Source organism: Vibrio sp. ECSMB14106 (assembly GCF_000972265.1).
GTDB lineage: Bacteria > Pseudomonadota > Gammaproteobacteria > Enterobacterales > Vibrionaceae > Vibrio > Vibrio kanaloae.
This window is the reverse complement of the sequence record NZ_LAUM01000010.1, coordinates 151,832-174,774: the sequence shown is the minus strand read 5'-3', so window position 1 is coordinate 174,774 and position 22,943 is coordinate 151,832. Positions and strand designations below refer to the sequence as shown.

The window sequence follows — 22,943 nt, the reverse complement described above, 5'->3', positions numbered from 1 at the left end:
TGTTTAATAAACATTCAATCACATTAAGTTAACTCCTCCATTCATCGTCTCCATACTGCCGGACTCACTTACATTGATACGGCAAACGTTATGAACCAAACCAAAATTGACCACGTGTACACATTGGCTCTGCAGCACAAGCATTCACTGGATGCTCTCAAGTTATTACAGCCTATGCGCCATCATTCAATGGAAACCTATGAACACACATTACGAGTTTGTTTACTGTCATATTCATTTGGGCAGTACCTAAAATTTGGTCGTGAACAGTTGGAATTGATTTTCGATTCTGCTCTTGTTCACGATTTAGGAAAACTGGGAACACCGGATGCGGTGCTTCATAAAAATGGCAAGTTAACACCGATAGAACGCCAGCTGATGAACAAGCATGTTGAAGGGACTTACATGATGAGCAAGCAAGCTCCCGAGCTAGAATTCGCTTCGATTTTGGGTTCGTTGCACCATGAACGATGGGATGGAAATGGATACCCATTACGACTGAAAGGCTCAGAAATTCCACTGATTGGGCAAGTTCTTGCAATAGCGGACACATGGGATGCAATGACCTCAACAAGGGCCTATCGAACAGGAATGCCAGCAAAAAAAGCACTTCGTATTCTATTTGATGAGAGATTACAGGGACAATTCAACCCATTTTTGATCGACAAGTTTATCTGCTTTATTGCCAGCACTTCTCGAACGGAAGACGCATAATAAGTCGCAAATAATTAAATGCAAAGAGCTAGGATTTTGAAGATCGTGAAGCTATTCAAGCATTTTGGCAAAACATCATCGTCCAAAGCTTCAAAGACTTTGATTACACAGACGTAAAATGGAAAGAGCACCCAGAAGGCAGTTACATTCTTACGGTTAGTTGAACTAAGTGTTTGATGTTGTGCATCGTGAGCACTGGGCAATTGAAGCAGATGACTGTGCTCGCTTAGTAAGCGACGACTTCGAAGTTCAAAACGAACGCTAGGGCTATAATTAAAAGTTGGAAGCTCACAATTCAAGAATCAAAACAGAAAACAAAAAGCCAGCAATCCAAATTGGACTACTGGCTTGTAATGCTCACTCTTGTCGTCTTTCACTTCATTTGAAGTGTGACTCAGTGATTCTACACAATCACTAAACACACTAGTCATTTCCAATTAAAGTGTCAGTCCGCTCTTGAACAAACATAAATCTACAGTGCTGCTTTCTTCGCTTCTTCAATCCAAGCATCGAATGTATTTTGGTTCGCTTTAATCCAACCATTTACGTGCGCTTCGATATCAGCAGAGCTGTTTTTACCCTTGCTCATCATCATGTTCTGTGCACTTACATCATTGATGTTAAGTTTGATGATTTCGAAAAGCTTAGCCGCAGATGGATTATTTTTAGCAAACTCTTTATTCGCGATAATACGCATTGAGTTCATTTGGAAGCCATAGTTCTTACCGTTAGATAACGTAGTATCAACATCAGAACGATCACCAGGAAGTGAAGAGAATGGAACTTCTAGCCAAACTACATCTTCATTTGGAACCAATACACCACTCACCCAATACGGTGTCCACGTGTAGTATAGAATTGATTCTCCCTTTTGGTAGCGCGAAATGGTATCAGCAATGATGGCTGCGTAGTTACCTTGATTATGAGTAACCGTGTCATCCAGTTTAAATGCTGAAAGTTGGTGCTCAATAACCGTCTCACAGCCCCAACCTGGGTTACAGCCCGTTAGATCAGCTTTACCATCTCCATTTGCATCAAACAGTTTCGCAATTTTTGGATCGGTTAGTTGACCAATATTCGTAATGTTATACTTCTCTGCCGTTTTCTTATCAATCAAGTAGCCCTGAGCTGCACCGCTTACATATTGGCCTTCACGATAAAACTTATCATCGCCACCTGCCATTTTGTATTTATCATCATGAAGTGGAAACCAGCCTACTGATAGGAATGTGGCGTCACCTTTTGCGATCGAGGTGTAACCTACGTTGTAGTCCACTTCTTGCGTCGATTTCACGTCATAGCCAAGTTCTTCTAAAGCACGATTAACGATCAAAGTTTGGAATGTTTCTTCCGCTACAGACGATTGAACAGGTTGAACGGAGACACCTTCACCCGGTAAGCTTGCTGCCCACACATTTGTTGATGCGGCTAATGTAGAAACGATGCTAACAGCGAATTTGCTCTTCCATGAATTATTCATTAGTGTTTTTCCTTGATTGTAGTTTTGATTGGTTACCGCGATTTAAAGCATTAAGTAAAATGGAAACAGGTCCCATACGGTACCAGCGTAGTTTTGTATCACCTGCATTAGCCCCTAAAACTTGAGTAATTCGATCAAGTAGGATTGCAAGAATAACAATGCCTAGGCCACCGACAGCAGCAAGCCCCATATCTAAACGACCGATACCTCTCAGTACCATTTGGCCTAAGCCGCCTACTGCGATCATTGACGCTATAACAACCATAGACAGAGACAACATAAGTGTTTGGTTTACACCTGCCATTATGGTTGGTAAGGCAAGCGGCAGTTGAATGCGATAAAGCATTTGCTTTTTATTGGCACCGAATGAATGTCCCGCTTCAATCAATTCTTCCGGTACTTGTTGGATACCCAAGATGGTCAAACGTACCACTGGTGGCAGTGCGAATATGATAGTAACCACCACGCCCGGAACGTTACCGATACCAAACAACATTACGATAGGTACCAAATAAACAAAGGCCGGAGTAGTTTGCATCGCATCGAGAATTGGACGCACAAATTTAGCGGCAGTATTACTTCGGGCCAACCATATACCCATTGGTAAGCCGATCAATAAACAGAAGAATACCGATGTCATCACCAGTGAAAGAGTGGTCATCGCTTCAGACCAAGCGCCAATCAAGCCAATAAAAGTAAGGGATACTGCAGTCGCAACACCAAGCTTGAGGTTTGAAAACTGCCATGCAACCAAAAACAAAATGATCAGCATGAATGGTGCTGGTGTAGACACAAGTGCCGTTTCAAATGAACTTAAAATGAAATCGATAGGTATACGTACTGCCTGAAATAATGGTCGCCCATGTTCAACTAGCCAATTCAATCCAGATTCAACCCAATTATCAACAGGCAACACTGCTTCCACGAATGGGTTCAGTGGATCAAAAGGTGCAGTCTCTACTGTTTCGCTGCTTAGCCAATCAGCCGATGGTGATGTATCACTTGCTTGACCCCATGGGTCACTTGCAGGTTGAGCTGAAGGTTCTGATTTAGTGGATTGTGACCACGGGTCATTATCTATTTGTTCTGACGACATGCTCTACCCCTTATCCAATGTTTGTAGCAGTCGTGATTTAGTTACCACGCCAAAGTAAGTACCTTTATCGTCGACAACAGGAACGGAGTAAGGAACACCGCCAACAAGGCCAAGTACGTCGTTGATTGGTAAATCCGGGTTAAGAGTTAAGCCATCATCTAATTGAGCACTAACTAATGACTTATTTTCTTTGTGCGCTTTACGAAGAGATTCAACAGAAACAATGCCGGAGTAGTGACTGCTCTTCTCAATAACGATGCCGTATTCACGGTCGTTATCCATCAATATCTGTAATGCGGAGGCTGGGCCGTCATGTTCTGACTTCTTAAATACCGCCGCAGGTTTCTTGCGAGCAATATCTTTGACGGTCAATGCACTCGCCACATTAACACCTCGGAAAAAGGCTTCAACATAGTCATTAGCAGGGCTATTTAAGATCTCATCTGGTGTACCAACTTGAACCACCTCACCATTTTGCATAATCGCAATTCGATCCCCGATTCTCATTGCCTCATCAAGATCATGAGAAATAAAAACAATCGTACGCTTGTCGTCATTTTGCAGTCGAATTAACTCGTCTTGCATTTCAGTACGAATCAAAGGGTCGAGTGCAGAAAACGCTTCGTCCATTAATAAAATGTCAGGGTCACAGGCGAGAGCACGAGCCAAACCAACGCGCTGTTTCATCCCACCAGACAATTCATCCGGATAAGATTCTGAATATGGGCCAAGGCCTACTCGTTCTAGTGCTGTAAATGCAGACTGTTTGCGTATATCGGCTTCAACACCTGCGAGCTCAAGGCCAAAAGCTGCGTTCTCGATCACCGTCATATGTGGCATCAAGGCGAAATTTTGGAAAACCATAGAGATGTTATTACGGCGAACTTCGCGGAGTCTATCTTCTGAGATGTGGGCAATATCTTTGCCTCGAAGAAGCACATTGCCCTTGGTAGGTTCAATCAAGCGGTTAAGAAGGCGTACTAGGGTTGATTTGCCAGATCCTGACAGTCCCATTATGACGAAAATTTCACCTTCTTGAATACTCAAAGAAACATCGTTAACACCGATCGTTAGCCCTGTCTCTTCGAAAACTTTGTCTTTATCCGCACCTTCATCAATCATTGAAAAAGCACGATCAGTGTCTTCACCAAACACCTTGTACAGTCCCTTAACTTCCAGTATGGGATCCATGTAATCTAATCCTTTCTTAGTTTTTTTAAGCTTAAAAACGGCTATTTAAGATTAAAAGTAGTTTATTTAAACCCGGAAAACAATTAGCACTCTAAGCAATTGCCTAGTGAGAATCAAGAGATTCTATACTGTAAAAAAACCGATTAAGACTATAATTAGTCATAAAAAAACCGATCAAACACCAACCAAAAACAACATAAAATATTGATATTTATATAAATTCAAAAACAACATAAACCTTAATAATTCTGTGTCAATTGCTGACAGATTATTGAATAATTATTTAAAACTTGAGTGAACAATAGAGTCAACGAACCAATAACAAATAAAATGGTTCGTGTACAAATCATTAGGATGCGAACTATCTATCAAAATTTCAGAACAAGAGATTGACTTTGTTCAATGAGTAAATCAAAGGCAGACTCAAACAAGGCCACGGCTCTCCATAAACTGCTAAAACAAGCTTGGAGTAACTGGTAGCCCCTACTTCCAACCTGGAAGCCAATGTTCCTTGTCGGTTAGATCCCTCCAGTTGATGTCTTCCTCTCGTTTCGTCATCACCGCTTCTATCGAACAACGAATGACCTCCCCTTCTTCAAATTCTACTTCTGTGACCATAAAGTGTTTTTCTTTCTTTAATGGGCTAACAGCAGTCCATTTACTGCGGAGCAGTTTCTTTGGGTTAATTCGATTCATGATTCTTTCCTACTCAGTACATTGATGTTTTATCTATAAGCTTCAAAGAGTTAAAAAGATCATTTTAAGTTGAAAAAGCCCACGACTAAAATCCAGATAAGTCATAACTAAAGTCAATAAAACAAGTCGTAGACTCGGTACACTAGCTGCCATCAGTTCAGAGACAAATCCCCATGAACCAAACAGAATTATTCCAACAAAAAATGGCGAGTTTCACCTCGATTGAACAAGCGCTTGATTACTTCGAAATTGGGTTTGATAGCAAGTTCATCGACCAAAATAGAGTCGAGCTTGTGAAACGCTTTAATGGTTATCTGATCCTGTCAAAACCCGATGATTGGTTCTCTGGACGAAGAGCGCTAAAAAACGCTTATTGTAAGGTTCAACGCAGCAAGTTAGATCGCCACACACGTTCTGCCTGTCGTGGGTGTACAACATGCCAGCGTCGATAGACAGGAAGTACTGTTCAAAATAGAGAACTAAAAAGTAGATAGTTGAAATAACATCTCATTACGATTTAGTTAGTGGTTTGCTCGAAAAAAAGTGTGCTAGTCTTACGGCAACTCAACTACGAGATAAAAACTACAATGAAAATTTTCAGCAATTTCGAAAGCGGCAACATTCACGTCGTTTCAGCAGATTCACCACAAAACATTCAACTGACTATCCCAGCAGACTACCAAACTGAAATCTCTCAGTGGTTTCACTTCCGCTTAGAAAGTGAAGCTCAACAAGCTCACCACTTTGAAATCGGTCAATTGGCAACATCTGCCTACCCTGAAGGCTGGAAAGATTACGATGTGGTTGCATCGTATGACCGTGAAGAGTGGTTCCGTATCCCATCTCAGTTCGATGGCGAGACATTAAGCTTCGATATCATCCCTGAACACGATTCAATGTACTTCGCGTACTTCGCACCGTATTCATACGATCGTCACCAAGATCTTCTGCACAGTGCTCAAACGCACCCAGCTTGTAAGCTTGAAACTTTGGGCCACACGCTAGACAACAATGACATCACTTTGCTAACCATTGGTGAGCCAAGTGAAGAGAAGAAAAATATCTGGGTTATTGGTCGCCAACACCCGGGCGAGACGATGGCTGAGTGGCTGATCGAAGGTCTGCTGCAACGCCTGCTTGATGAAACAGATACAGTCGGTCGCTCTCTTCTAGACAGCGTTGTGTTCCGCGTTGTACCAAACATGAACCCAGATGGCAGCATCCGCGGTCACCTGCGTACTAACGCTATTGGCGTAAACCTGAACCGCGAATGGCAATCACCTTCTATGGAACGCAGCCCAGAGGTATTCCTTGTTCGCGAGCGTATGCTAGAAACAGGCGTTGACCTATGTCTAGACATTCACGGCGACGAAGCGATTCCATATAACTTTGTCGCGGGTAGCGAAGGCACGCCTTCATACAACGAGCGTATTGCTAAACTAGAGAATCACTTCAAGCAAGCACTACTGACGATCACACCAGAGTTCCAAGATGAATTTGGTTACGATAAAGACGAACCGGGCAAAGCGAATATGACGGTTGGCACAAACTGGATCGGTGAGCAGTTCAAGTGTTTAGCTTACACCGTCGAGATGCCATTTAAAGATCACATCAGTCACGCTGACGAACTTTACGGCTGGTCTCCAGAGCGAAGTGTCGCGTTTGGTCACGACATGCTAGCCGCGGTTTGGGCAACAGTAGACGCGCTATAAGGCGAACTAAGCTTATTAGCTTTACCTGTATCGCCTTTGGTTTATAAGAATCTGGGCTATAGATAGAACAAAGCCCAGCACTTGCGAAAGTGCTGGGCTTTTTAACCTCTGTTTAGAATGAGCGATTTGCGCCTTAAGGAATCTAACGTCCGTGACTTTTAAGCCACTCTCAGGCTAGCAAAAAACACTGGGTATCTTTGCCTAATGTGCCTTTGTTCAGACACCATATCTTTGAAGCTTGGTCCTTGTGATAACTGGACAATCACTTCATCGCCTTCTTGTCTCAGCACTGCACCACTAATATCAATAGTATTGTTATCATGCAGTCTTAAGCTGCCCGCCATAGAGAAACCTCGATAAACAGGGATGATGTTACGCATCATCAGGCGTACACCCTTTTCAGACACTTCACTGACATGAAAAAGCTCATCCTTAATTCGCATCACCGGACGTGCCTTTTGAGGGTACTTTAAGCGGTAATATTTGCGTTTCTGGGTGAATGACTCTTCACGCATTGGTGACTCCCTGTCTCTGTTTATTCGGTCAAGCAATAGACTTTATCTTCAATTGGGTTTTAAATTACACATTCACTCAATTAATAGCTAATTATTATATCGGCCTGAGAATATAATACTTTAGGTATTTGATCCGAGCACTAAGTATGAGCTCAATACTGTACAAAAATCTATACTGAACTGTTAGTTGACTATATTCCCAGAACATTTTTTACTTTGTTTTCGATATGCTTGTCATTATGGTTACAAAACTGATTCTCTAACATTTGCAGCCCTGTTAGACTCCACCTCCCTTTTGATACTTGGTTCATTTATGTCATTTGCTAGCCTAACCCTTAACGCAAAAACCGTCTCCGCGCTCCCATCTCAATTCAATAATCCAACAGAGATACAACAAGCGGTAATTCCTACAATTATTGCGGGGAAAGACGTACTTGCATTAGCTCAAACGGGCAGCGGTAAAACATTGGCATTCGGCTTACCTTTACTGAATAACATCAACCAAGATGTACATGAACTGCAAGCACTGATCATTGTTCCAACCCGTGAACTTGCATCTCAAGTGACCAAATCTTTAGAGCCGATCGCGACAACGCTCAATATCAAATTGGTAACGCTAACGGGCGGCGTGAATACTGATGATCAACAGCAACAATTATCGATGAGACCACAATTAGCCATCGCCACACCAGGCCGTCTACTTGCTTTAATTAAAAGTGGTGAACTGGATGCAGCCCAGTGTTCATCATTGGTTCTTGATGAAGCCGATCGCCTGATCGACATGGGCTTTTGGCCAGATATTCAAGCGATTACTGCAGCACTACCGAGCAAACGTCAGTCACTGCTGTTCTCTGCGACACTTCCGCCCGAATTAGTAGGTCAGGCTGAAGAGCTTCTTTCAAATCCAGTTAAAGTCACGACACACCAAGAAAACAGCGTGGTCGCGGCTATTGAAGAAACCCTGTATTTAGTGAACAAAGGCAGTAAAGCTCAAGCGCTCATCGCCCTACTCAATCAACACACATGGCCGCAAGTATTGGTATTTATTGGCGCAAAAGACAATGCCGATGCATTAACCAAACGATTGAATAAAGCCAAAATCAGTGTGAGTGCGTTACATGGAAATAAGAGCCAAGAAGAACGAGAGCAAGCTTTAGAAAGTTTCAAAAATGGCGAGACTCGTGTGCTTATCGCAACCGACGTGATGGCTCGAGGCATCCATATTGACCAGTTACCTGTCGTAATTAACTTCGAATTACCCTCTCACTCAGCAACTTACGTACACCGCGTTGGTCGCACAGCAAGAGCAGGAAGTACTGGCTGCGCGATCTCTCTGGTTAGCCACAGCGAAACAGACTACCTCAATGCAATTCGCACCCTAACCAATAAGCCGTTGGTGCTGCAACCATTAGAAGGTTTCCCGGTTACCGACAAACCTGCATCTGAAGCGACCGCTCGCAAGCGTCCACCTAAAGATAAAATGGCGAATAGAAGAACAGCCAAAAAGAAGAGCATTAAGCAATTTAAAGGCAAGCCAAGTTCTTCGAAATAAGCAAAGAAAGTCGATTAGCCCAGTTTTTACTGGGCTTTTTTATATGCAACAAAACATAAATTCACACCCAAACACCTCCCTAAAGATGCCAACTTAAATGACACTTTTGTGAATTATGATGCCAACGTATTGATTCTTGGTTGCTCAAAAAAAATACTCTTAAATCACGTTGACGCCCCTATATCTGGCAACTAGATTTTTCTATTAGTGTCTACAACAGGAGGTCATTGAAATGAAACGTGCTAGCTCTACATATCGATTACAACTGATTAAGGAAGTGGCAACCCGCCGAGATCGTCAACGTTCCAATGACCCGATGGCAAACTACATACAAACCCTAATAGATAACAAAGATGATTGTGATACTTCGGTTGAACGCAACCAGAGGTTCAGTGGCAGTCATTTTGATGAGCACATAGGTGGTTGGGTAAGTGACCACTGGGGTAACAAGTAGGACAACGAGAGTAATCCAACCAGCATAACCGCTGTAGAATTCGTCTCCGCATTAACCTATCATCTGCAACAATTCCCTATCCTAGAGTAAGCAGAAAGTGTCTGAGTTAAAAAGAGAAAAAGAAGTAATGGTTGCCTTCCAAGTGATACCTCGCGTTAAAGAAGGTAACAACTTCGAAGTGGTTGATAAAGCCATTGAAGTGGTGAAAGCTGCCGATGTACCTTTCCAAGTTGGTGCGATGGAAACCACAATGAAAGGTGAACTCAACCAATTACTCGGTATAATTAAACAAGCAGAACAAGCTTGCTACGATGCAGGGGCTGTAGAAGTGATCACGAACATTAAGATTCACAGTAAAACCACCGAGGCCGATGATACATTTTGCACGTACCATCGTGGTGTAACGAAAGCGAATCACATGTTTATTTAATATCATTTTTGTTTCCGAAAACTGAGCTTTAAGAAAGACTCTGAAAAACCTGTGGTGTTACTGGAAAGGCATGTCTGAGAGGTGAGAAAGGATTTCCATTCGTTCTTCTTCTGACATCGAATGCCAATCACGCGGAGCAACTTCAGGGTCATCTTTTGCCCCGATCGGTTTTCGGTCCAGTGCTTTGACTGGCTCTTTTTTGAGTTTTACGTTCTTTTTATTCATACCGACACCACTCCTTCAGGTACAAAGGTACCTACCTTAATATTACACCCCAACCATTATGTAAAGTAATAGTTACTTCGGAGTTAAATAAAATCTTAATGCTTGCTCTTTAGCCAAAAAGATCTCCTTGGGGACTTGTGTTTCCCTCTTCATCGACCTGCTTACCAACCAAGTTTTTTTGCTTCATTATTTTTCGTCTATAGCGCTGACGACACAGCTTAATCACGTGCAATTGTTCTGACGGAGTCATCGACATCCAATTAAAGCGCTCTTCTCTTTTGCGCATACAACCATTGCAATAGCCTTTATCATCGCTTGAGCAAACCCCAACGCAAGGGCTTGGAACCTGGAAAAACTCTAACTGCTCCACCATGCCTCCTTACACATCAAAATCGAGCTTACTAATTAAAAAATAAGCGATTAATTTGTCGCCCAACTCGTGAAATTCATACTAAACTATGACCTTATACTGACACATATAGTGTTTTGTAAACTATACTTTGAACCCATCAAGTTACACTTATTCGGTAACTTCGTTCTTTCCTTTGGAGCCTTATAATATGAAGTTTAGTTCAAAAAAATTACTAGCAGTAGCCGCTTTACCTATGATGCTAGCAGCATGCACAACAACAGGTGACAACGCGATGCAAGTAACACCAACCGATCTACAGCACCATAATTGGGAACTTGCGCAAGTTGATGGCAAGGACATTGTGAAAAACGAAGACCAAGCAGCTCCTCGTCTAGAGATCGGCGAAAAGATGACGGCAAATGGCATGGCTGGTTGCAACAACTTCTTCGGTCAAGGCGAGCTGAAAGACGGTCAATTCCGTATCAAGCAAATGGGCATGACAATGAAAATGTGTCACGGCTCTGCGATGGAAATCGAACAGTCAGTTTCTGCTACTCTAAGCGAGTGGAGCGACGTAACCCTAACAAACGATACGCTAGTACTGAAAAACGATGTACACACGCTAACGTACACAATTCGTGATTGGGTAAACTAATCCGTTCTCGAAATAGATATTGATTAAAGGAGCCTTCATGGCTCCTTTTTTATTGCCTGCTTACCCTCACAACACCTTCAAAATTAACACTCATCGCCGACTTTTCGTACCAACCTCCAATAAACCTCAAAAATCTCTCATTTAGATGCAATAAATTCAACGGTTCAGCGGTCTGTTACTAGGATGGCAAAAGCCTAGAGTCTGTCGAGTTTTCGAGATGATTACGTATCGAACAAAACTCAACCGCGAACTCCCTGCTTGTTCTCAAGTAATTGATTGAATTTACTGTTGAATTAGAATTTATTTCAGAAACAGATAGAATAACTATTAGCGCATGTTGATCTTTCGTTAACCACGAAAGGTCAACACGCCCTAGGGAGTTTGAAAATACAATGCTCTTGCCCGTTCACTACCAAATGGAAAAGTTTATGAACAAGATAGTAAGTACGTTAGGAATCATGGCAACCGTTGCATACAGCGCAACCATTTATGCTGATGAAGCAACATCCACCGACAGTTGGAACCAAATCGAACAGCAGGCAGAGGGAGAAACTGTCTACTTTCACGCTTGGGGCGGTAGCCAAGAGATCAATCGTTACCTACAGTGGGCGGGCAAGAAATTACAAAGTGAGTACGGTGTCACGTTAAAGCATGTGAAAGTAACCGATATTGCGGAAACCACCACTAGGCTGCTTGCTGAAAAAGCGGCAGGAAAGAACAGTGAAGGCAGTGTCGATATCGTCTGGATCAATGGCGAGAACTTTCGCTCGATGAAAGACAACGCACTATTGTTTGGACCATTTACAGAATCACTTCCAAATTGGCAGTATGTTGATAAGTCTTTACCGATTGATGTTGATTTCTCAGAGCCGACAGAAGGCTTAGAAGCACCATGGGGCGTGGGACAACTTGTGTTCATTCACGATCAAGAGACGCTGCACAATCCACCACAATCATTCTCAGAGATGTTGAGCTACGCTCAGGCTTTCCCGAACCGCTTAAGCTACCCTCGCCCACCAGAGTTTCATGGCACGAGCTTCATTAAGTCTCTACTGATTGAACTAACAAACAATAACCCTGCGCTGGCTCAGCCGGTTTCAGAAGGCAACTTCCAAGAAGTGACGGCACCACTGTGGGCTTACTTAGATAAATTCCATAAAGTGGCATGGCGCGGTGGCAAACAATTCCCGGCAGGCACATCGGAAAGCATCCAACTTCTGGATGACGGACAGATCGATCTCGCGATTACGTTCAATCCAAACTCTGTTTATTCAGCACAAGCAAGTGGTCGCTTAGCCGAAACCACTAAGGCTTATGCGTTAGAAAGCGGCGCTCTGTCTAACATTCACTTCCTTGCGATTCCTTGGAATGCCAATGCAACCGCGGGTGCTCAAGTGACCATCAACTTCTTGTTGAGCCCAGAAGCACAATCTCGCAAAGGTGACCTCAATGTTTGGGGTGACCCTTCTGTATTGAGCAGTAAGTACTTAACCGGCAGCGCTAAAAATACTCAGCAATTTAAATCGATTGATGAACCGCATCCTAGTTGGCAAAACGCGCTCGAGAAAGAGTGGCTTAAGCGATACGGTAACTAACCTCCATGCTACGCGCTCTATATTTTGTTGTTATAGCTGTATGTATCATCCCAACCATTCCTGGGGTAGCGGGAGTCGTGGCTTCGTCACTGAGTTTCATCCCGCCCCTTGGTTTAGAGGAGCCGACACTCAACGGTTTTAGCCAAGTCTTTCAATGGGAAGGGGCTTGGCACTCTATTGGCTTAAGCCTAGGTTCAGCAATTGGAAGCAGCTATATCGCCTGCTTCCTGACCTTTTGTATTCTTCAAGCTTCTTGGGGAAACAAGTTTTGGAGAAAGATTGAGTTAATGCTATCGCCAATGCTTGCCATTCCACATGTGGCTTTCGCTATCGGCTTTGCTTTTCTGTTTAGTCCAACGGGACTTGGCGCAAGAGCGGTACATTACTTGCTCGGCGAATCGGCTACCAGCTCTGAATTGGCGTTATTGGTGAAAGACCCATACGCGTTTGGCTTAATCATTATGCTCGCACTCAAAGAAGTCCCTTTCTTGTTGCTGATGAGCATTTCGATACTTCAGCAAATTGATGTAGAGCGTATCACTAAGGTCAGTGCATCTCTGGGTTATAGCCGTGCTCAGATCTGGTGGAAATGTATTTTCCCACAATGGTTTACTAAGCTTCGCTTCCCAATGCTGGCAGTACTCGCTTACAGTGTCTCGGTTGTCGATATTGCTCTGATCATTGGCCCAACCAACCCGCCGACCTTTGCCGTTTTGGTATGGCAATGGTTCAACGATCCTGACCTTAACCTACTCCCGCGAGCTGCTGCTGGTGCCATCGTTTTATTTGGTTTAGCTTCGTTGATCATCGCCTTGGCGCGTTTAGTTGAATGGGCGGTTCTTAAGTACTTTCGAACTTGGCAGTATTCCGGAAGAACAGGGGCAAACCTCCCGGGGAAAACGGTATTCACAGTGCTTGCTAGTCTTTCACTGCTGATCATTCCATTGATGGTAATTTGGAGCGTTGCTCAGCGTTGGCGCTTCCCTGATTTACTGCCGAGCCGCTACAGCATGCGTTTCTGGGAGTTCGAATGGGATGGCATCATGAGTACTGTGGGTCAAAGCTTATGGATTGGTCTTATTGCCGCTTCAATCGCTTTGTTGCTTGCGCTGGTGGCTCACGAATACAGAATCAAATACAAGTGGCAAGTTCCGGGCTTCATTATCGCTATTCCAATGCTAATACCTCAACTCTCGGTATTGTTTGGTATGCAAGTCACGACCCTCTACATCGGCAGTAGTGCCTATGAGTTCTGGGTGATTTGGGCGCATGTTTTCTTTGCTTTCCCGTTTGTGTATCTGTCTTTGGACGGCCCGTGGAAAAGTTTCAATGATGGGTTGATTAAAGCCTCGCTGAGCCTAGGTAAATCGCCCTTTCAGAGTTGGTATTCGATCAAACTGCCGATCTTGCTTCCTGCTATCGCCTTTGCTTGGGCGGTTGGGATCAGTGTGAGTTTGGCTCAGTACTTGCCGACATTGATGCTCGGTGCGGGCCGTATTAGCACGATCACCACAGAAGCCGTTGCCCTAACCAGTGGTTTCGACCGCAGGGTGACAGCAATCTATGCCATTTGGCAGGCCCTATTGCCTCTGTTCTTTTTCTCTTTAGCGATATTAGTCAGCCGACTTCAACTTAGATATCGCCGTCTTACTTTTAAAGGTTTCCTAAGTAATGAGTCTGTACCTCAACGACCTCGCCATCCGTAAAACCGATGGAGATTCGCTGTTCTCAGCGCTAAACGTAACATTAGAATCTGGCCAAATACTGGCTTTGATGGGGCCGAGTGGCTGCGGAAAGTCGACCTTATTGGATGCGATTGCTGGTCACTTAAGTGAAGAGTTTTCATATTCAGGCACCGTTGTATTAAACGATATTCAGTTGGACGACCTGCCTTCACATCAGCGTGAAGTCGGTATCCTGTTTCAAGATGACTTACTATTCCCTCATCTAAAAGTATGGGAAAACTTAGCGTTCTCTCTGCCTAATTCGGTTAAGGGTTCCGCTCGTCAACAGCAAGCAATGGCTGCGCTAAAAGACATAGAGCTAACTCACTTGGCAGAGTCTTTCCCGGATCAAATATCTGGTGGTCAACGCGCAAGAATAAGCTTAACTCGTATGTTGTTAGCCAAGCCTAAACTAGCCCTGCTTGACGAACCGTTCAGCAAACTGGACCAAGAGTTAAGAGCACAATTTCGAGATTGGGTGTTTGAACAATTGACCAAAGCGAATATCCCTACATTAATGGTCACGCACGACGAAGCCGATGTACCTCAAGGGGCAGAAGTACTGTCTTGGCCATGGAGAAGTAACCATGCTGGATAAGTACTCTATTAAGGTCATTAAGTGGCCATTAAATCAATCAGCCAAACTACTTAATAGATTCGGCATCACAGCCAACCAAACCACCCTGTTTGGGTTTCTGGTTGGATGTTTAGCGTTTCCAGCATTGGCATTTCAACAATACGAATGGGCGTTAGGGTTTATTGTATTTAACAGGGTTTGCGACGGGCTTGATGGGGCCTTGGCTCGAACCCAAGGCATCAGTGATGCAGGCGGGTTCCTCGATATCAGCCTAGATTTCCTATTCTACTCGCTGATCCCTTTTGGATTCGTCATTGCCAACCCAGAACATAACGCCATTGCCGGTGCATTTTTGATCTTCTCTTTTATCGGCACAGGCAGCAGCTTTTTGGCGTTTGCGGTGATGGCAGGCAAGCGAGGCATCGAAAACCCAGTCTATAAGCATAAGTCTTTGTACTACATGTCAGGGCTAACCGAAGGCACTGAAACCATCGCGTGTTTCATTGCCTTTTGTATTTGGCCGCAACACTTTGCGGTTATTGCTTACACCTTTGGTGCGGCGTGTTGGCTAACTACGTTCATGCGAATTTATTTTGGGTTCCAGACCCTCAAGACTCAGCAAGAGAGTTAGCAATCTAACGACAAAAACAAGATACAAAAACGCCGCTCAATATGAGCGGCGTTTTTTCTAACTGGTGTTTAAAAACAATTAAGCGTCAGCAGAAGCGCTAATCTCAAACCTCAGTACCTTAAGGCTTGAATCAAGGTCAACATCGACAAACTCAGGCGGGTTATCTAGGCGCTCAATAAACTCAACGTTTGGCGCTTCTTCTGCCATCGTCTCGATAAGGAAGTTAGGAGAAACCGCTGGTGAGTTAACACACGCAATCACTTCACCGCCTTCTGTTAGAAGCTCAGGCAAACGACGTAAGATCTTTTTGTAATCTTTAGTTAAAGCAAAGCTGCCTTTTTGGAACGAAGGCGGATCAATGATAACGAGCTCGTAAGGGCCGCCCTTCTTGATTTTCCCCCACGACTTAAAGATATCGTAACCAAGGAAGTTAACCGAACGCATATCGTGATCATTCAGACGGTGGTTATCGCGGCCTTTGTTTAGTGAGCCACGCGACATATCCACATTCATGCACTGACGAGCGCCACCAGCGATAGCCGCGACAGAGAAACCACAGGTGTATGCGAACAGGTTAAGAACGTTCTTATCCTTGGCATGATCTTGTACCCATTGACGACCATTGCGCATGTCTAGGAACAAACCGAAGTTCTGATTACGGCCAATATCTAATTGGTACTTAAGACCGTGCTCAACCACAACCGGAGAATCATTCAACTCGCCCCATAGAACCTCTGAAGGCGCGCCATCGGCATAACGGTGTTGCAGAACAATGCTTGTGCCCTGCTTTGATTGCCAGATATCTTTGTTGGTGAGTTCAACCAATCCAGCTTTGAGAGATGACAAGAATTCATCGTCTACTTCTTTAAACACGTTAACCAGTAGTTGTCCATCAACCCAGTCACATGTCAGTTGCTCTAGACCAGGCCAAAACTTACCGCGGCCGTGGAAAATACGGCGTAGTTCGTTTGGTACTTCATTAAGTTGCTGTTCAATATGACTAAAAAACAGAGGTAAAGCTGATGCTTCCATTATTTCACTCACTTAGTGTTTAGCTTTGGCCAAGTTAATGACCAAGGTTCAAGCCAGTTGTCTAAACCGTTCGACACGGTTTCCTGATGCCACTTCTCACCCAAGGAGTTTAGGCTTCTTGGATCGCAAACATATTCGTAGGCCTGTGATTGATAGGTAAATCGAATCGCGAAGGCATGCAGATAACCTCTGTCAGCCTCACTCGACGGATTATAAATAGGGTCGCCAACAATGGCTGAGCCGATCGATTTCATCGCGACACGGATCTGATGAGTTCGCCCCGTATAGGGTTTACATAAAAGCAGACGTTCACCGGGTTCAGCCGTTGCTGATAAAAACTGAGTAATCGCCGGATTCTCTTTGGATGTCAGAAGTTTCCAACTTGAGCGTCTTGATCGCTCCATATCTCCAGAAATCAAACCCTGCTTTTTCTTTGGCTTCTTAGAACCAATCGCAAGGTAATATTTCTCTACTTCACGCTTTGCAAATAGCTGTGAAAGCTCGCTCGCCGCCAACGCATTTTTTGCTAGCAGTAGAATGCCCGAGGTCATTTTATCTAGTCGATGAACGAGATACAGCTTAGGCTCATTAATTGCCTTAGCAACTTCTTGAAGCAACATGGTATCGCCATCGTCTTTGTGGACGCTGACTCCAGGATGCTTATTGATAAGTAAAAAATCAGAGTGGTTCAGAAGAATATCGAACATGTAAAGGCTAGCTCCATTGTAGAGCGTGGAGTATACCGTGTCTGAACCCATAATCCAGCTACGAAAAAGTCCAACGAACTCAATAAACTTTCTTTCTCACGAACAATTTCACACTAAACTTACCTAAATCAAAATGCTGATCAACTAATCGTTAATGGTATTTATACTAAGTACCAAGAGGGTAACTTTAGTTATTGTTATTAACGAATAGAGTCGTAAGCATAAAAAAACGGGAGCCTCAAGCTCCCGTTTATCCATTGACTTTAGCTTACGATTAGAATTTTTTAGAAATTACCGCAGAGCCAGCAATGATACCAATACCTAGTAGCATAATTGCCCCTTTACCGCTGTCGAAGCCAGAAGAGATACCCATAAACGCTACGATAGCGATAGCTACTGGGATGATGTACTTAACTAGCGTGTACCACAGACCGAACAATGGGAAAGAAACTTCACCGTCGTTAGTGATTTCTTTCTCTAGGTCAGCACGGTTTAGTCTCCAACCAGCAAAGATACATACCAACATACCGCCAACTGCCAGGAAGATCTTGTCAGTCAATAGGTCAAAGATATCGAATGCACCAGTATCAAACAGTGTTGGACCGAAGCCACCAAGTGATAAAGAAGCAAAGATACATAGAATAGCCATCACTGAACTTGCAGTCAGTACTGCTGTTACACGCTTCATGCCTTTTTCATCAATTAGGTAAGAAACCACAACTTCAAGTAGAGATACTGAAGAAGTCAGTGCCGCAACACTCAGACCAACGAAGAACATAAGAGCAAATAGAAGACCAACTACGCCGCCCATTTCAGCAAATAGCTGAGGAACAACCACGAATACTAGACCCGGACCAGCTGCAGGTTCCATACCGAATGCGAACATTGCAGGGAACATTGCAACACCAGCTAGGATAGCAACACCTGTATCCATTGCCGTAACCATAGCCGTAGTTTGAACTAGGTTTTCTTTCTTCTTAAGGTAAGAGCCGTAAGTCAACATACAACCCATACCAAGACTTAGTGAGAAGAATGCTTGACCTAGCGCTGCTAGAATTACACCGCTGTCTACTTTAGAGAAGTCAGGGCTGAATAGGAATTCAAGACCAGCCATCGCGCCCGGAAGCATGATACCTTTAATTGATACCACGATAAGGATGATGAAAAGAATTGGCATCAATATCTTACCCGCCTTCTCAATACCACCAGAGATACCTTTAATAACGATAACAACGTTAAGCAATAGATACAGGCCCATCCACATTAATGGTTGAACTGGGTTTGAGATAAAGCCGCCGAAGCTATCACCAATGGCTTCTGGTGCATCAAGAAGACCACCAGCAATTTTACCAATGTATGCGATTGACCAACCACCTACAACTGGGTAAAAGCCCATGATCAATAGGCCGCTAAACACACCGATTACACCGGCGAACGTCCAACGACGGTCTGTTGTTTTAAATGCACCTACTGCTGATCTTTGCGTATGACGGCCAATCGCAAATTCAGTCAACATGACACTGAAACCGATAAAGATGACAAAAAACAGGTAGATTGCAACGAATGCACCGCCGCCGCTTTCGCCTGCTGTGTAAGGGAATTTCCAAATGTTACCTAAGCCAACAGCAGAACCTGCTGCAGCCATTACGAATCCTAACTTCGAACCCCAGGTATCGCGAGGTGTTGTGGTTGTATTACTCGTAGCCACGTGTACTCCAAACTTTTGTGTTATGTGATGTTGTGTTTTGCTTTGGGTGGCGTCTTTAAAAGATAAGGTGTATAAATAAATTTACACAACTAAAAGATTTGATTGACGCTCGTTATATAGCAAGTAAACCAGTTTAAAAATAAAATTGGAAGCGCGAACCGTACATATTTCGTTACCAGTGTAAATTTTTATGGTTAAATAGTACGCTTTCGCTCAAAACAATCGCTTTCTTCTTAAGTTAACTAAAACTTAACAACTTTAACCTATTTACAGCTTTTGCTCTATTTTGTAAATAGTTGATTCCTTAAATTCCCATATTCTTAAAATAGCATTACTATCTAACTGTCTCTTTTTTCGAGTATTCAATGTGGAAAAGTTCTACCATTTTTTAACTTTGGCTTCTGTTGCTTTGTACTGGGTTCTTGTCGCCGGTGTAACTTTACGTATCGTACTAAAACGACGTTCTCTCAGTGTTTCTCTTTCCTGGCTCATGATTATTTACATACTTCCTATTGTTGGAGTCGCTTTTTACTTCCTTTTTGGTGAGCTGAATCTGGGTAAAAAGCGAGCTGAACGTGCGCACCGAATGTTTACTCCCTTTGGTGATTGGTTCCGCCAGTTAAATAATTGCCAACTTCACCAGCCCGGTAAAGTCGGCTCCCCAATCCACAAGATTGATGAACTTTGTAACAATAGGATGGGCATTCCTGCACTCAGTGGTAACACGCTTTCACTGCAAGCTTCTCCTAATGAGAGCTTACAATCAATTATCGAAGATATAGAAAATGCACAGACCAGCATTAAGATGGTTTTCTATATTTGGCACCCTGGTGGCCTGACCGATTCTGTAGCTTCAGCTCTTATCCGAGCAGCAAAACGCGGCGTCGATGTTAAGGTTTTGCTCGATTCAGCAGGTAGCCCTCGCTTCTTCAGGAGCCACTGGCTTCTAATGATGAAAAACGCGGGCGTCCAAGTTGTGCAAGCGTTGGAAGTGAGCCCATGGCGTATTTTTTTGCGACGCTTAGATTTAAGACAACACCGCAAAATCATCGTAATTGACGAATCCATTGCTTATACCGGTTCAATGAACATGGTTGACCCTATCCATTTCAAGCAGAGCTCAGGGGTGGGTCACTGGATCGACGTAATGGTCCGTATAACGGGCCCAACCGTTAACGTGCTGTCGGCAATCCATGGTTGGGATTGGGAAGTTGAAACGGGCGAACGAATTCTTCCCGACTTACCGAAATGTCCTGTTGAAGAAATAATGACTCATCATCCAGTTCAAGTTGTTCCATCAGGCCCGGGGATGCCTGAGTATTTAATCCTGCAAGTTCTAACTATTGCCATTAATCAGGCAAATAAATCTCTATGCATCACTACACCCTACTTTGTCCCTAGCGCAGACTTATTAGAGACACTTAAAATGACAGCTCAACGTGGTGTAAACGTAGAACTGATCATTCCGCACAACAACGATTCGTTAATGGTTAAATGGGCTTCTCGCGCCTTTTATACCGAACTGCTTGAAGCGGGAGTGAAAATTTATGAATTTTATGGTGGCCTTCTCCATACGAAGTCCGTCGTTGTTGATGAAGAATTCTGTTTGATCGGCACGGTCAATATTGACATGCGTAGTCTCTGGCTCAATTTTGAAGTCACACTTGCCGTCGATGATGTGCACTTCACACGACAACTATCAGAATTACAAAAGTCTTACATAGAGTCGGCTCATCAAGTTGAGTTAGAAAGATGGGAAAAAAGAAGCCTACGTAACCGCTTCTTTGAAAGGTTGTTCTATTTGTTCAATCCACTGCTTTAATAAGATCAAAGAATCAGTAACAACTCACTTCCTAACTACGCTTGTAACCGTTAATCCTAAACCACGACAAAAATTAAAAAGTGTAAAAACTCCAGCCTCCCTCTTGATTTGGGGGCTGTTGGCGTGTTTTAAATAGAACATAACCATCGATAAGGAATTCACAGCATGTCCGAAAGCAAAACCACCAAACTCATCACAGCAGGTCGTGATAAGAAGTGGACCAATGGCGTCGTAAACCCACCAGTTCAACGAGCTTCTACTGTCGTTTTCAACACAGTAGAAGAGAAACGTAAAGCGACCGTTAATCGCGCTAACCAGACTCTTTTCTACGGACGCCGTGGCACTACAACTCATTTCGCGTTTCAAGATGCAATGGTTGAAGTTGAAGGCGGTGCAGGCTGTGCTCTTTATCCTTGTGGTACAGCAGCAATCTCAAACGCAATCTTATCTTTTGTAGAAACAGGAGACCATATTCTCATGGTCGACACCTGTTACGAACCAACTCGTGATTTTTGCGAAACCATCATGAAAAAGATGGGTGTGGAAACAACTTACTATAAGCCAACCATTGGCGAAGACATTAAAGATCTTATAAAGCCAAACACCAAAGTGCTTTTTACCGAGTCTCCGGGTTCGGTCACCATGGAAGTACAAGACATCCCAACACTAGCACGTATTGCTCACGAGCATGAAATCATCGTTATGCTAGACAACACTTGGGCAGCAGGCGTTAACTTCTCTCCGTTTGATTTCGGTGTTGATATCTCGATTCAAGCAGCGACCAAATACATCGTTGGCCATTCTGATGTAATGTTGGGGACCGCTGTTGCCAACGAAAAATGCTGGGAACAACTACGAGAACAGAGTTACTTGATGGGACAATGTGTCTCTCCAGATGACGCTTATCTTGGTCTTCGTGGTATTCGGACTCTTGATGTTCGACTACGCCAACACGCAGAAAGTAGCTTGAAAGTCGCAAAATGGTTAGAGACTCGTCCTGAAGTTGACCACGTTCGTCACCCGGCTCTAGAGACTTGCCCTGGCCATGAGTTCTTCAAACGAGATTTTACTGGTGGTAATGGCTTGTTCTCTTTTGTTTTAAAGAACTCAAACCCACAAGCAACGACGGCGCTGCTTGACGGCATGACCCACTTTAGCATGGGTTACTCATGGGGTGGATTTGAGAGTTTGATTCTAGCGAATGAACCAAGCAGCTTTAACAGCCTGAGAACCGTAGCAAACCCAAACTTAGAAGGAACTCTGATACGCGTTCATATCGGCTTAGAAGACGTCGATGACTTGATTGCAGATCTAGAAGGTGGCTTAGAACGTTACAGCGCTCTGGTTTAATTTTAAGAGTCATACCAATCGTATTATTCATATCAAAAAGGCAGGACTATCCTGCCTTTTCTATATTCGATTGCCTCACAATTATTTCGTCAAAAGAAATAGCACTTTATTTATGAGGACAACCGACTAAGTGATCATTGACCATACCGGTCGCTTGCATGAACGCGTAACAGATTGTTTCCCCGACAAACTTAAAGCCTCTCTTTTTCAAAAACTTACTCATCGCTTTAGATTGCTCGGTAGAAGCGGGAACTTGAGACATCTCGGTCCATTGATTCACAATCACTTCGTTATCGACAAATTGCCATAAGGCATTTGAAAGAGAGCCGAACTCTTTCTGTAATTCAAGCGTTGCTCGCGCATTGTTGTATACCGAAGCAATCTTACCCTTATGCTTAACCACATCGAAGTTTTCAATGATATTCGCCACATTGTCTTCATTGAGTTCGGCTAGCTTGTTGAGATCATAGTTATCAAATGCGGCACGGTAGCCTTCGCGCTTTTTGAGTATCGTGATCCAACTCAGGCCAGCTTGTGCCCCCTCTAACGTAATGAATTCAAACAACACTTGGTCGTCGTAAACAGGTACGCCCCACTCAGCGTCGTGATATTCCCTTTCCAGTTCATGTTTAAGAGCCCATGCGCAGGTTCTATCCGATGTGTTCGCTGCCATTTTTGTATTCTCTTTTATCAATCGGTATATAAAAATAACGCCCCATTCAGGG

24 protein-coding genes and 1 pseudogene are annotated in these 22,943 nt (G+C 43.7%); 14 read left to right on the top strand and 11 right to left on the bottom strand.

Going from position 1 to position 22,943, the window contains the following annotated elements:
* Positions 1-90 precede the first annotated feature (90 nt).
* Positions 91-714, top strand: a complete 624-nt coding sequence (locus WR49_RS09580) for an HD-GYP domain-containing protein (protein WP_017057125.1) — start codon at positions 91-93, stop codon at positions 712-714.
* Positions 715-749: 35 nt separating this feature from the next.
* Positions 750-979, top strand: a pseudogene (locus tag WR49_RS09575) (isochorismatase); the annotation flags it as partial.
* A 207-nt stretch (positions 980-1,186) separates the two neighbouring features.
* Here WR49_RS09575 and proX read toward each other — a convergent pair.
* The 4 genes from proX to WR49_RS09555 all read right to left on the bottom strand — a co-directional run bounded on the left by proX (position 1,187) and on the right by WR49_RS09555 (position 5,177).
* Positions 1,187-2,194 carry a glycine betaine/L-proline ABC transporter substrate-binding protein ProX gene (gene proX, locus WR49_RS09570; protein ID WP_046223848.1) on the bottom strand — a complete coding sequence of 336 codons (1,008 nt, stop codon included), beginning with the start codon at positions 2,192-2,194 and terminating at the stop codon, positions 1,187-1,189.
* Positions 2,187-3,290 carry a glycine betaine/L-proline ABC transporter permease ProW gene (gene proW / locus WR49_RS09565; RefSeq protein WP_017057123.1) on the bottom strand — a complete coding sequence of 368 codons (1,104 nt, stop codon included), beginning with the start codon at positions 3,288-3,290 and terminating at the stop codon, positions 2,187-2,189. Before proW ends, proX begins: the two co-directional genes overlap by 8 nt.
* 3 nt (positions 3,291-3,293) lie before the next feature.
* Positions 3,294-4,481, bottom strand: coding sequence for a glycine betaine/L-proline ABC transporter ATP-binding protein ProV (gene proV / locus WR49_RS09560; protein WP_046223847.1), 1,188 nt, complete (start codon positions 4,479-4,481; stop codon positions 3,294-3,296).
* Positions 4,482-4,964: 483 nt separating this feature from the next.
* Entirely contained in the window at positions 4,965-5,177 is a 213-nt protein-coding gene (locus WR49_RS09555; protein ID WP_046223846.1) for a TIGR02450 family Trp-rich protein, read from the bottom strand.
* Between the two features lie 173 nt (positions 5,178-5,350).
* Here WR49_RS09555 and WR49_RS09550 point away from each other — a divergent pair, with 173 nt between their 5' ends.
* The gene (locus WR49_RS09550) at positions 5,351-5,629 is read left to right on the top strand and encodes a nitrogenase-stabilizing/protective protein NifW (protein WP_046223845.1); all 279 of its coding nucleotides are present in this window, start codon (positions 5,351-5,353) and stop codon (positions 5,627-5,629) included.
* A gap of 135 nt (positions 5,630-5,764) precedes the next feature.
* The gene (locus WR49_RS09545; RefSeq protein WP_046223844.1) at positions 5,765-6,889 is read left to right on the top strand and encodes a M14 family metallopeptidase; all 1,125 of its coding nucleotides are present in this window, start codon (positions 5,765-5,767) and stop codon (positions 6,887-6,889) included.
* 158 nt (positions 6,890-7,047) lie between these two features.
* On the opposite strand, the gene WR49_RS09540 is transcribed toward WR49_RS09545, so the two are convergent.
* Positions 7,048-7,404, bottom strand: a complete 357-nt coding sequence (locus tag WR49_RS09540; protein WP_017057118.1) for a hypothetical protein — start codon at positions 7,402-7,404, stop codon at positions 7,048-7,050.
* Between the two features lie 313 nt (positions 7,405-7,717).
* Here WR49_RS09540 and WR49_RS09535 point away from each other — a divergent pair, with 313 nt between their 5' ends.
* From WR49_RS09535 to WR49_RS09525, 3 genes are all read left to right on the top strand, one after another.
* Positions 7,718-8,956 (top strand): DEAD/DEAH box helicase, encoded by a 1,239-nt coding sequence (locus WR49_RS09535; protein WP_046223843.1) that lies wholly within the window; start codon positions 7,718-7,720, stop codon positions 8,954-8,956.
* 232 nt (positions 8,957-9,188) lie between these two features.
* Positions 9,189-9,410: a hypothetical protein gene (locus tag WR49_RS09530; RefSeq protein ID WP_017057116.1), complete on the top strand. Its 222-nt coding sequence runs from the start codon at positions 9,189-9,191 to the stop codon at positions 9,408-9,410.
* A gap of 127 nt (positions 9,411-9,537) precedes the next feature.
* Positions 9,538-9,840: a thiamine-binding protein gene (locus tag WR49_RS09525; protein WP_046223842.1), complete on the top strand. Its 303-nt coding sequence runs from the start codon at positions 9,538-9,540 to the stop codon at positions 9,838-9,840.
* 57 nt (positions 9,841-9,897) lie between these two features.
* Here WR49_RS09525 and WR49_RS21455 read toward each other — a convergent pair whose 3' ends face one another.
* Both WR49_RS21455 and WR49_RS09520 read right to left on the bottom strand, forming a co-directional pair.
* Positions 9,898-10,065 carry a hypothetical protein gene (locus WR49_RS21455; RefSeq protein ID WP_017057114.1) on the bottom strand — a complete coding sequence of 56 codons (168 nt, stop codon included), beginning with the start codon at positions 10,063-10,065 and terminating at the stop codon, positions 9,898-9,900.
* Positions 10,066-10,174: 109 nt separating this feature from the next.
* Positions 10,175-10,438: a DUF1289 domain-containing protein gene (locus tag WR49_RS09520; protein WP_017057113.1), complete on the bottom strand. Its 264-nt coding sequence runs from the start codon at positions 10,436-10,438 to the stop codon at positions 10,175-10,177.
* A 187-nt stretch (positions 10,439-10,625) separates the two neighbouring features.
* Here WR49_RS09520 and WR49_RS09515 point away from each other — a divergent pair, with 187 nt between their 5' ends.
* From WR49_RS09515 to WR49_RS09495, 5 genes are all read left to right on the top strand, one after another.
* Positions 10,626-11,072 carry an META domain-containing protein gene (locus WR49_RS09515; protein WP_046223841.1) on the top strand — a complete coding sequence of 149 codons (447 nt, stop codon included), beginning with the start codon at positions 10,626-10,628 and terminating at the stop codon, positions 11,070-11,072.
* A 428-nt stretch (positions 11,073-11,500) separates the two neighbouring features.
* Entirely contained in the window at positions 11,501-12,667 is a 1,167-nt protein-coding gene (locus tag WR49_RS09510; RefSeq protein WP_046223840.1) for an ABC transporter substrate-binding protein, read from the top strand.
* Positions 12,668-12,672: 5 nt separating this feature from the next.
* Positions 12,673-14,373 (top strand): ABC transporter permease, encoded by a 1,701-nt coding sequence (locus tag WR49_RS09505; protein WP_046223839.1) that lies wholly within the window; start codon positions 12,673-12,675, stop codon positions 14,371-14,373.
* A complete protein-coding gene (locus WR49_RS09500; RefSeq protein WP_046223838.1) occupies positions 14,339-14,989 on the top strand; it encodes an ATP-binding cassette domain-containing protein in 651 nt (216 codons plus the stop codon). Before WR49_RS09505 ends, WR49_RS09500 begins: the two co-directional genes overlap by 35 nt.
* Positions 14,979-15,599, top strand: coding sequence for a CDP-alcohol phosphatidyltransferase family protein (locus WR49_RS09495; RefSeq protein WP_046223837.1), 621 nt, complete (start codon positions 14,979-14,981; stop codon positions 15,597-15,599). The genes WR49_RS09500 and WR49_RS09495 overlap by 11 nt, the downstream gene beginning before the upstream one ends.
* 78 nt (positions 15,600-15,677) lie before the next feature.
* Here the strand turns inward: WR49_RS09495 and WR49_RS09490 are convergent, their stop codons facing one another.
* From WR49_RS09490 to WR49_RS09480, 3 genes are all read right to left on the bottom strand, one after another.
* Positions 15,678-16,631: a class I SAM-dependent methyltransferase gene (locus WR49_RS09490; protein WP_046223836.1), complete on the bottom strand. Its 954-nt coding sequence runs from the start codon at positions 16,629-16,631 to the stop codon at positions 15,678-15,680.
* Between the two features lie 8 nt (positions 16,632-16,639).
* Entirely contained in the window at positions 16,640-17,338 is a 699-nt protein-coding gene (locus tag WR49_RS09485; RefSeq protein WP_017057106.1) for a TIGR01621 family pseudouridine synthase, read from the bottom strand.
* Positions 17,339-17,612: 274 nt separating this feature from the next.
* Entirely contained in the window at positions 17,613-19,046 is a 1,434-nt protein-coding gene (locus WR49_RS09480; RefSeq protein WP_082082756.1) for a sodium-dependent transporter, read from the bottom strand.
* Between the two features lie 367 nt (positions 19,047-19,413).
* Between WR49_RS09480 and cls the strand changes: the two genes are divergently transcribed.
* Together cls and WR49_RS09470 are read left to right on the top strand one after the other, a co-directional pair.
* Positions 19,414-20,868 (top strand): cardiolipin synthase, encoded by a 1,455-nt coding sequence (cls, locus tag WR49_RS09475; RefSeq protein ID WP_017057104.1) that lies wholly within the window; start codon positions 19,414-19,416, stop codon positions 20,866-20,868.
* Positions 20,869-21,033: 165 nt separating this feature from the next.
* Positions 21,034-22,218: a cystathionine beta-lyase gene (locus WR49_RS09470; RefSeq protein ID WP_046223834.1), complete on the top strand. Its 1,185-nt coding sequence runs from the start codon at positions 21,034-21,036 to the stop codon at positions 22,216-22,218.
* A gap of 106 nt (positions 22,219-22,324) precedes the next feature.
* Here the strand turns inward: WR49_RS09470 and WR49_RS09465 are convergent, their stop codons facing one another.
* A complete protein-coding gene (locus WR49_RS09465) occupies positions 22,325-22,891 on the bottom strand; it encodes a DNA-3-methyladenine glycosylase I (RefSeq protein ID WP_017057102.1) in 567 nt (188 codons plus the stop codon).
* Positions 22,892-22,943: the final 52 nt, after the last annotated feature.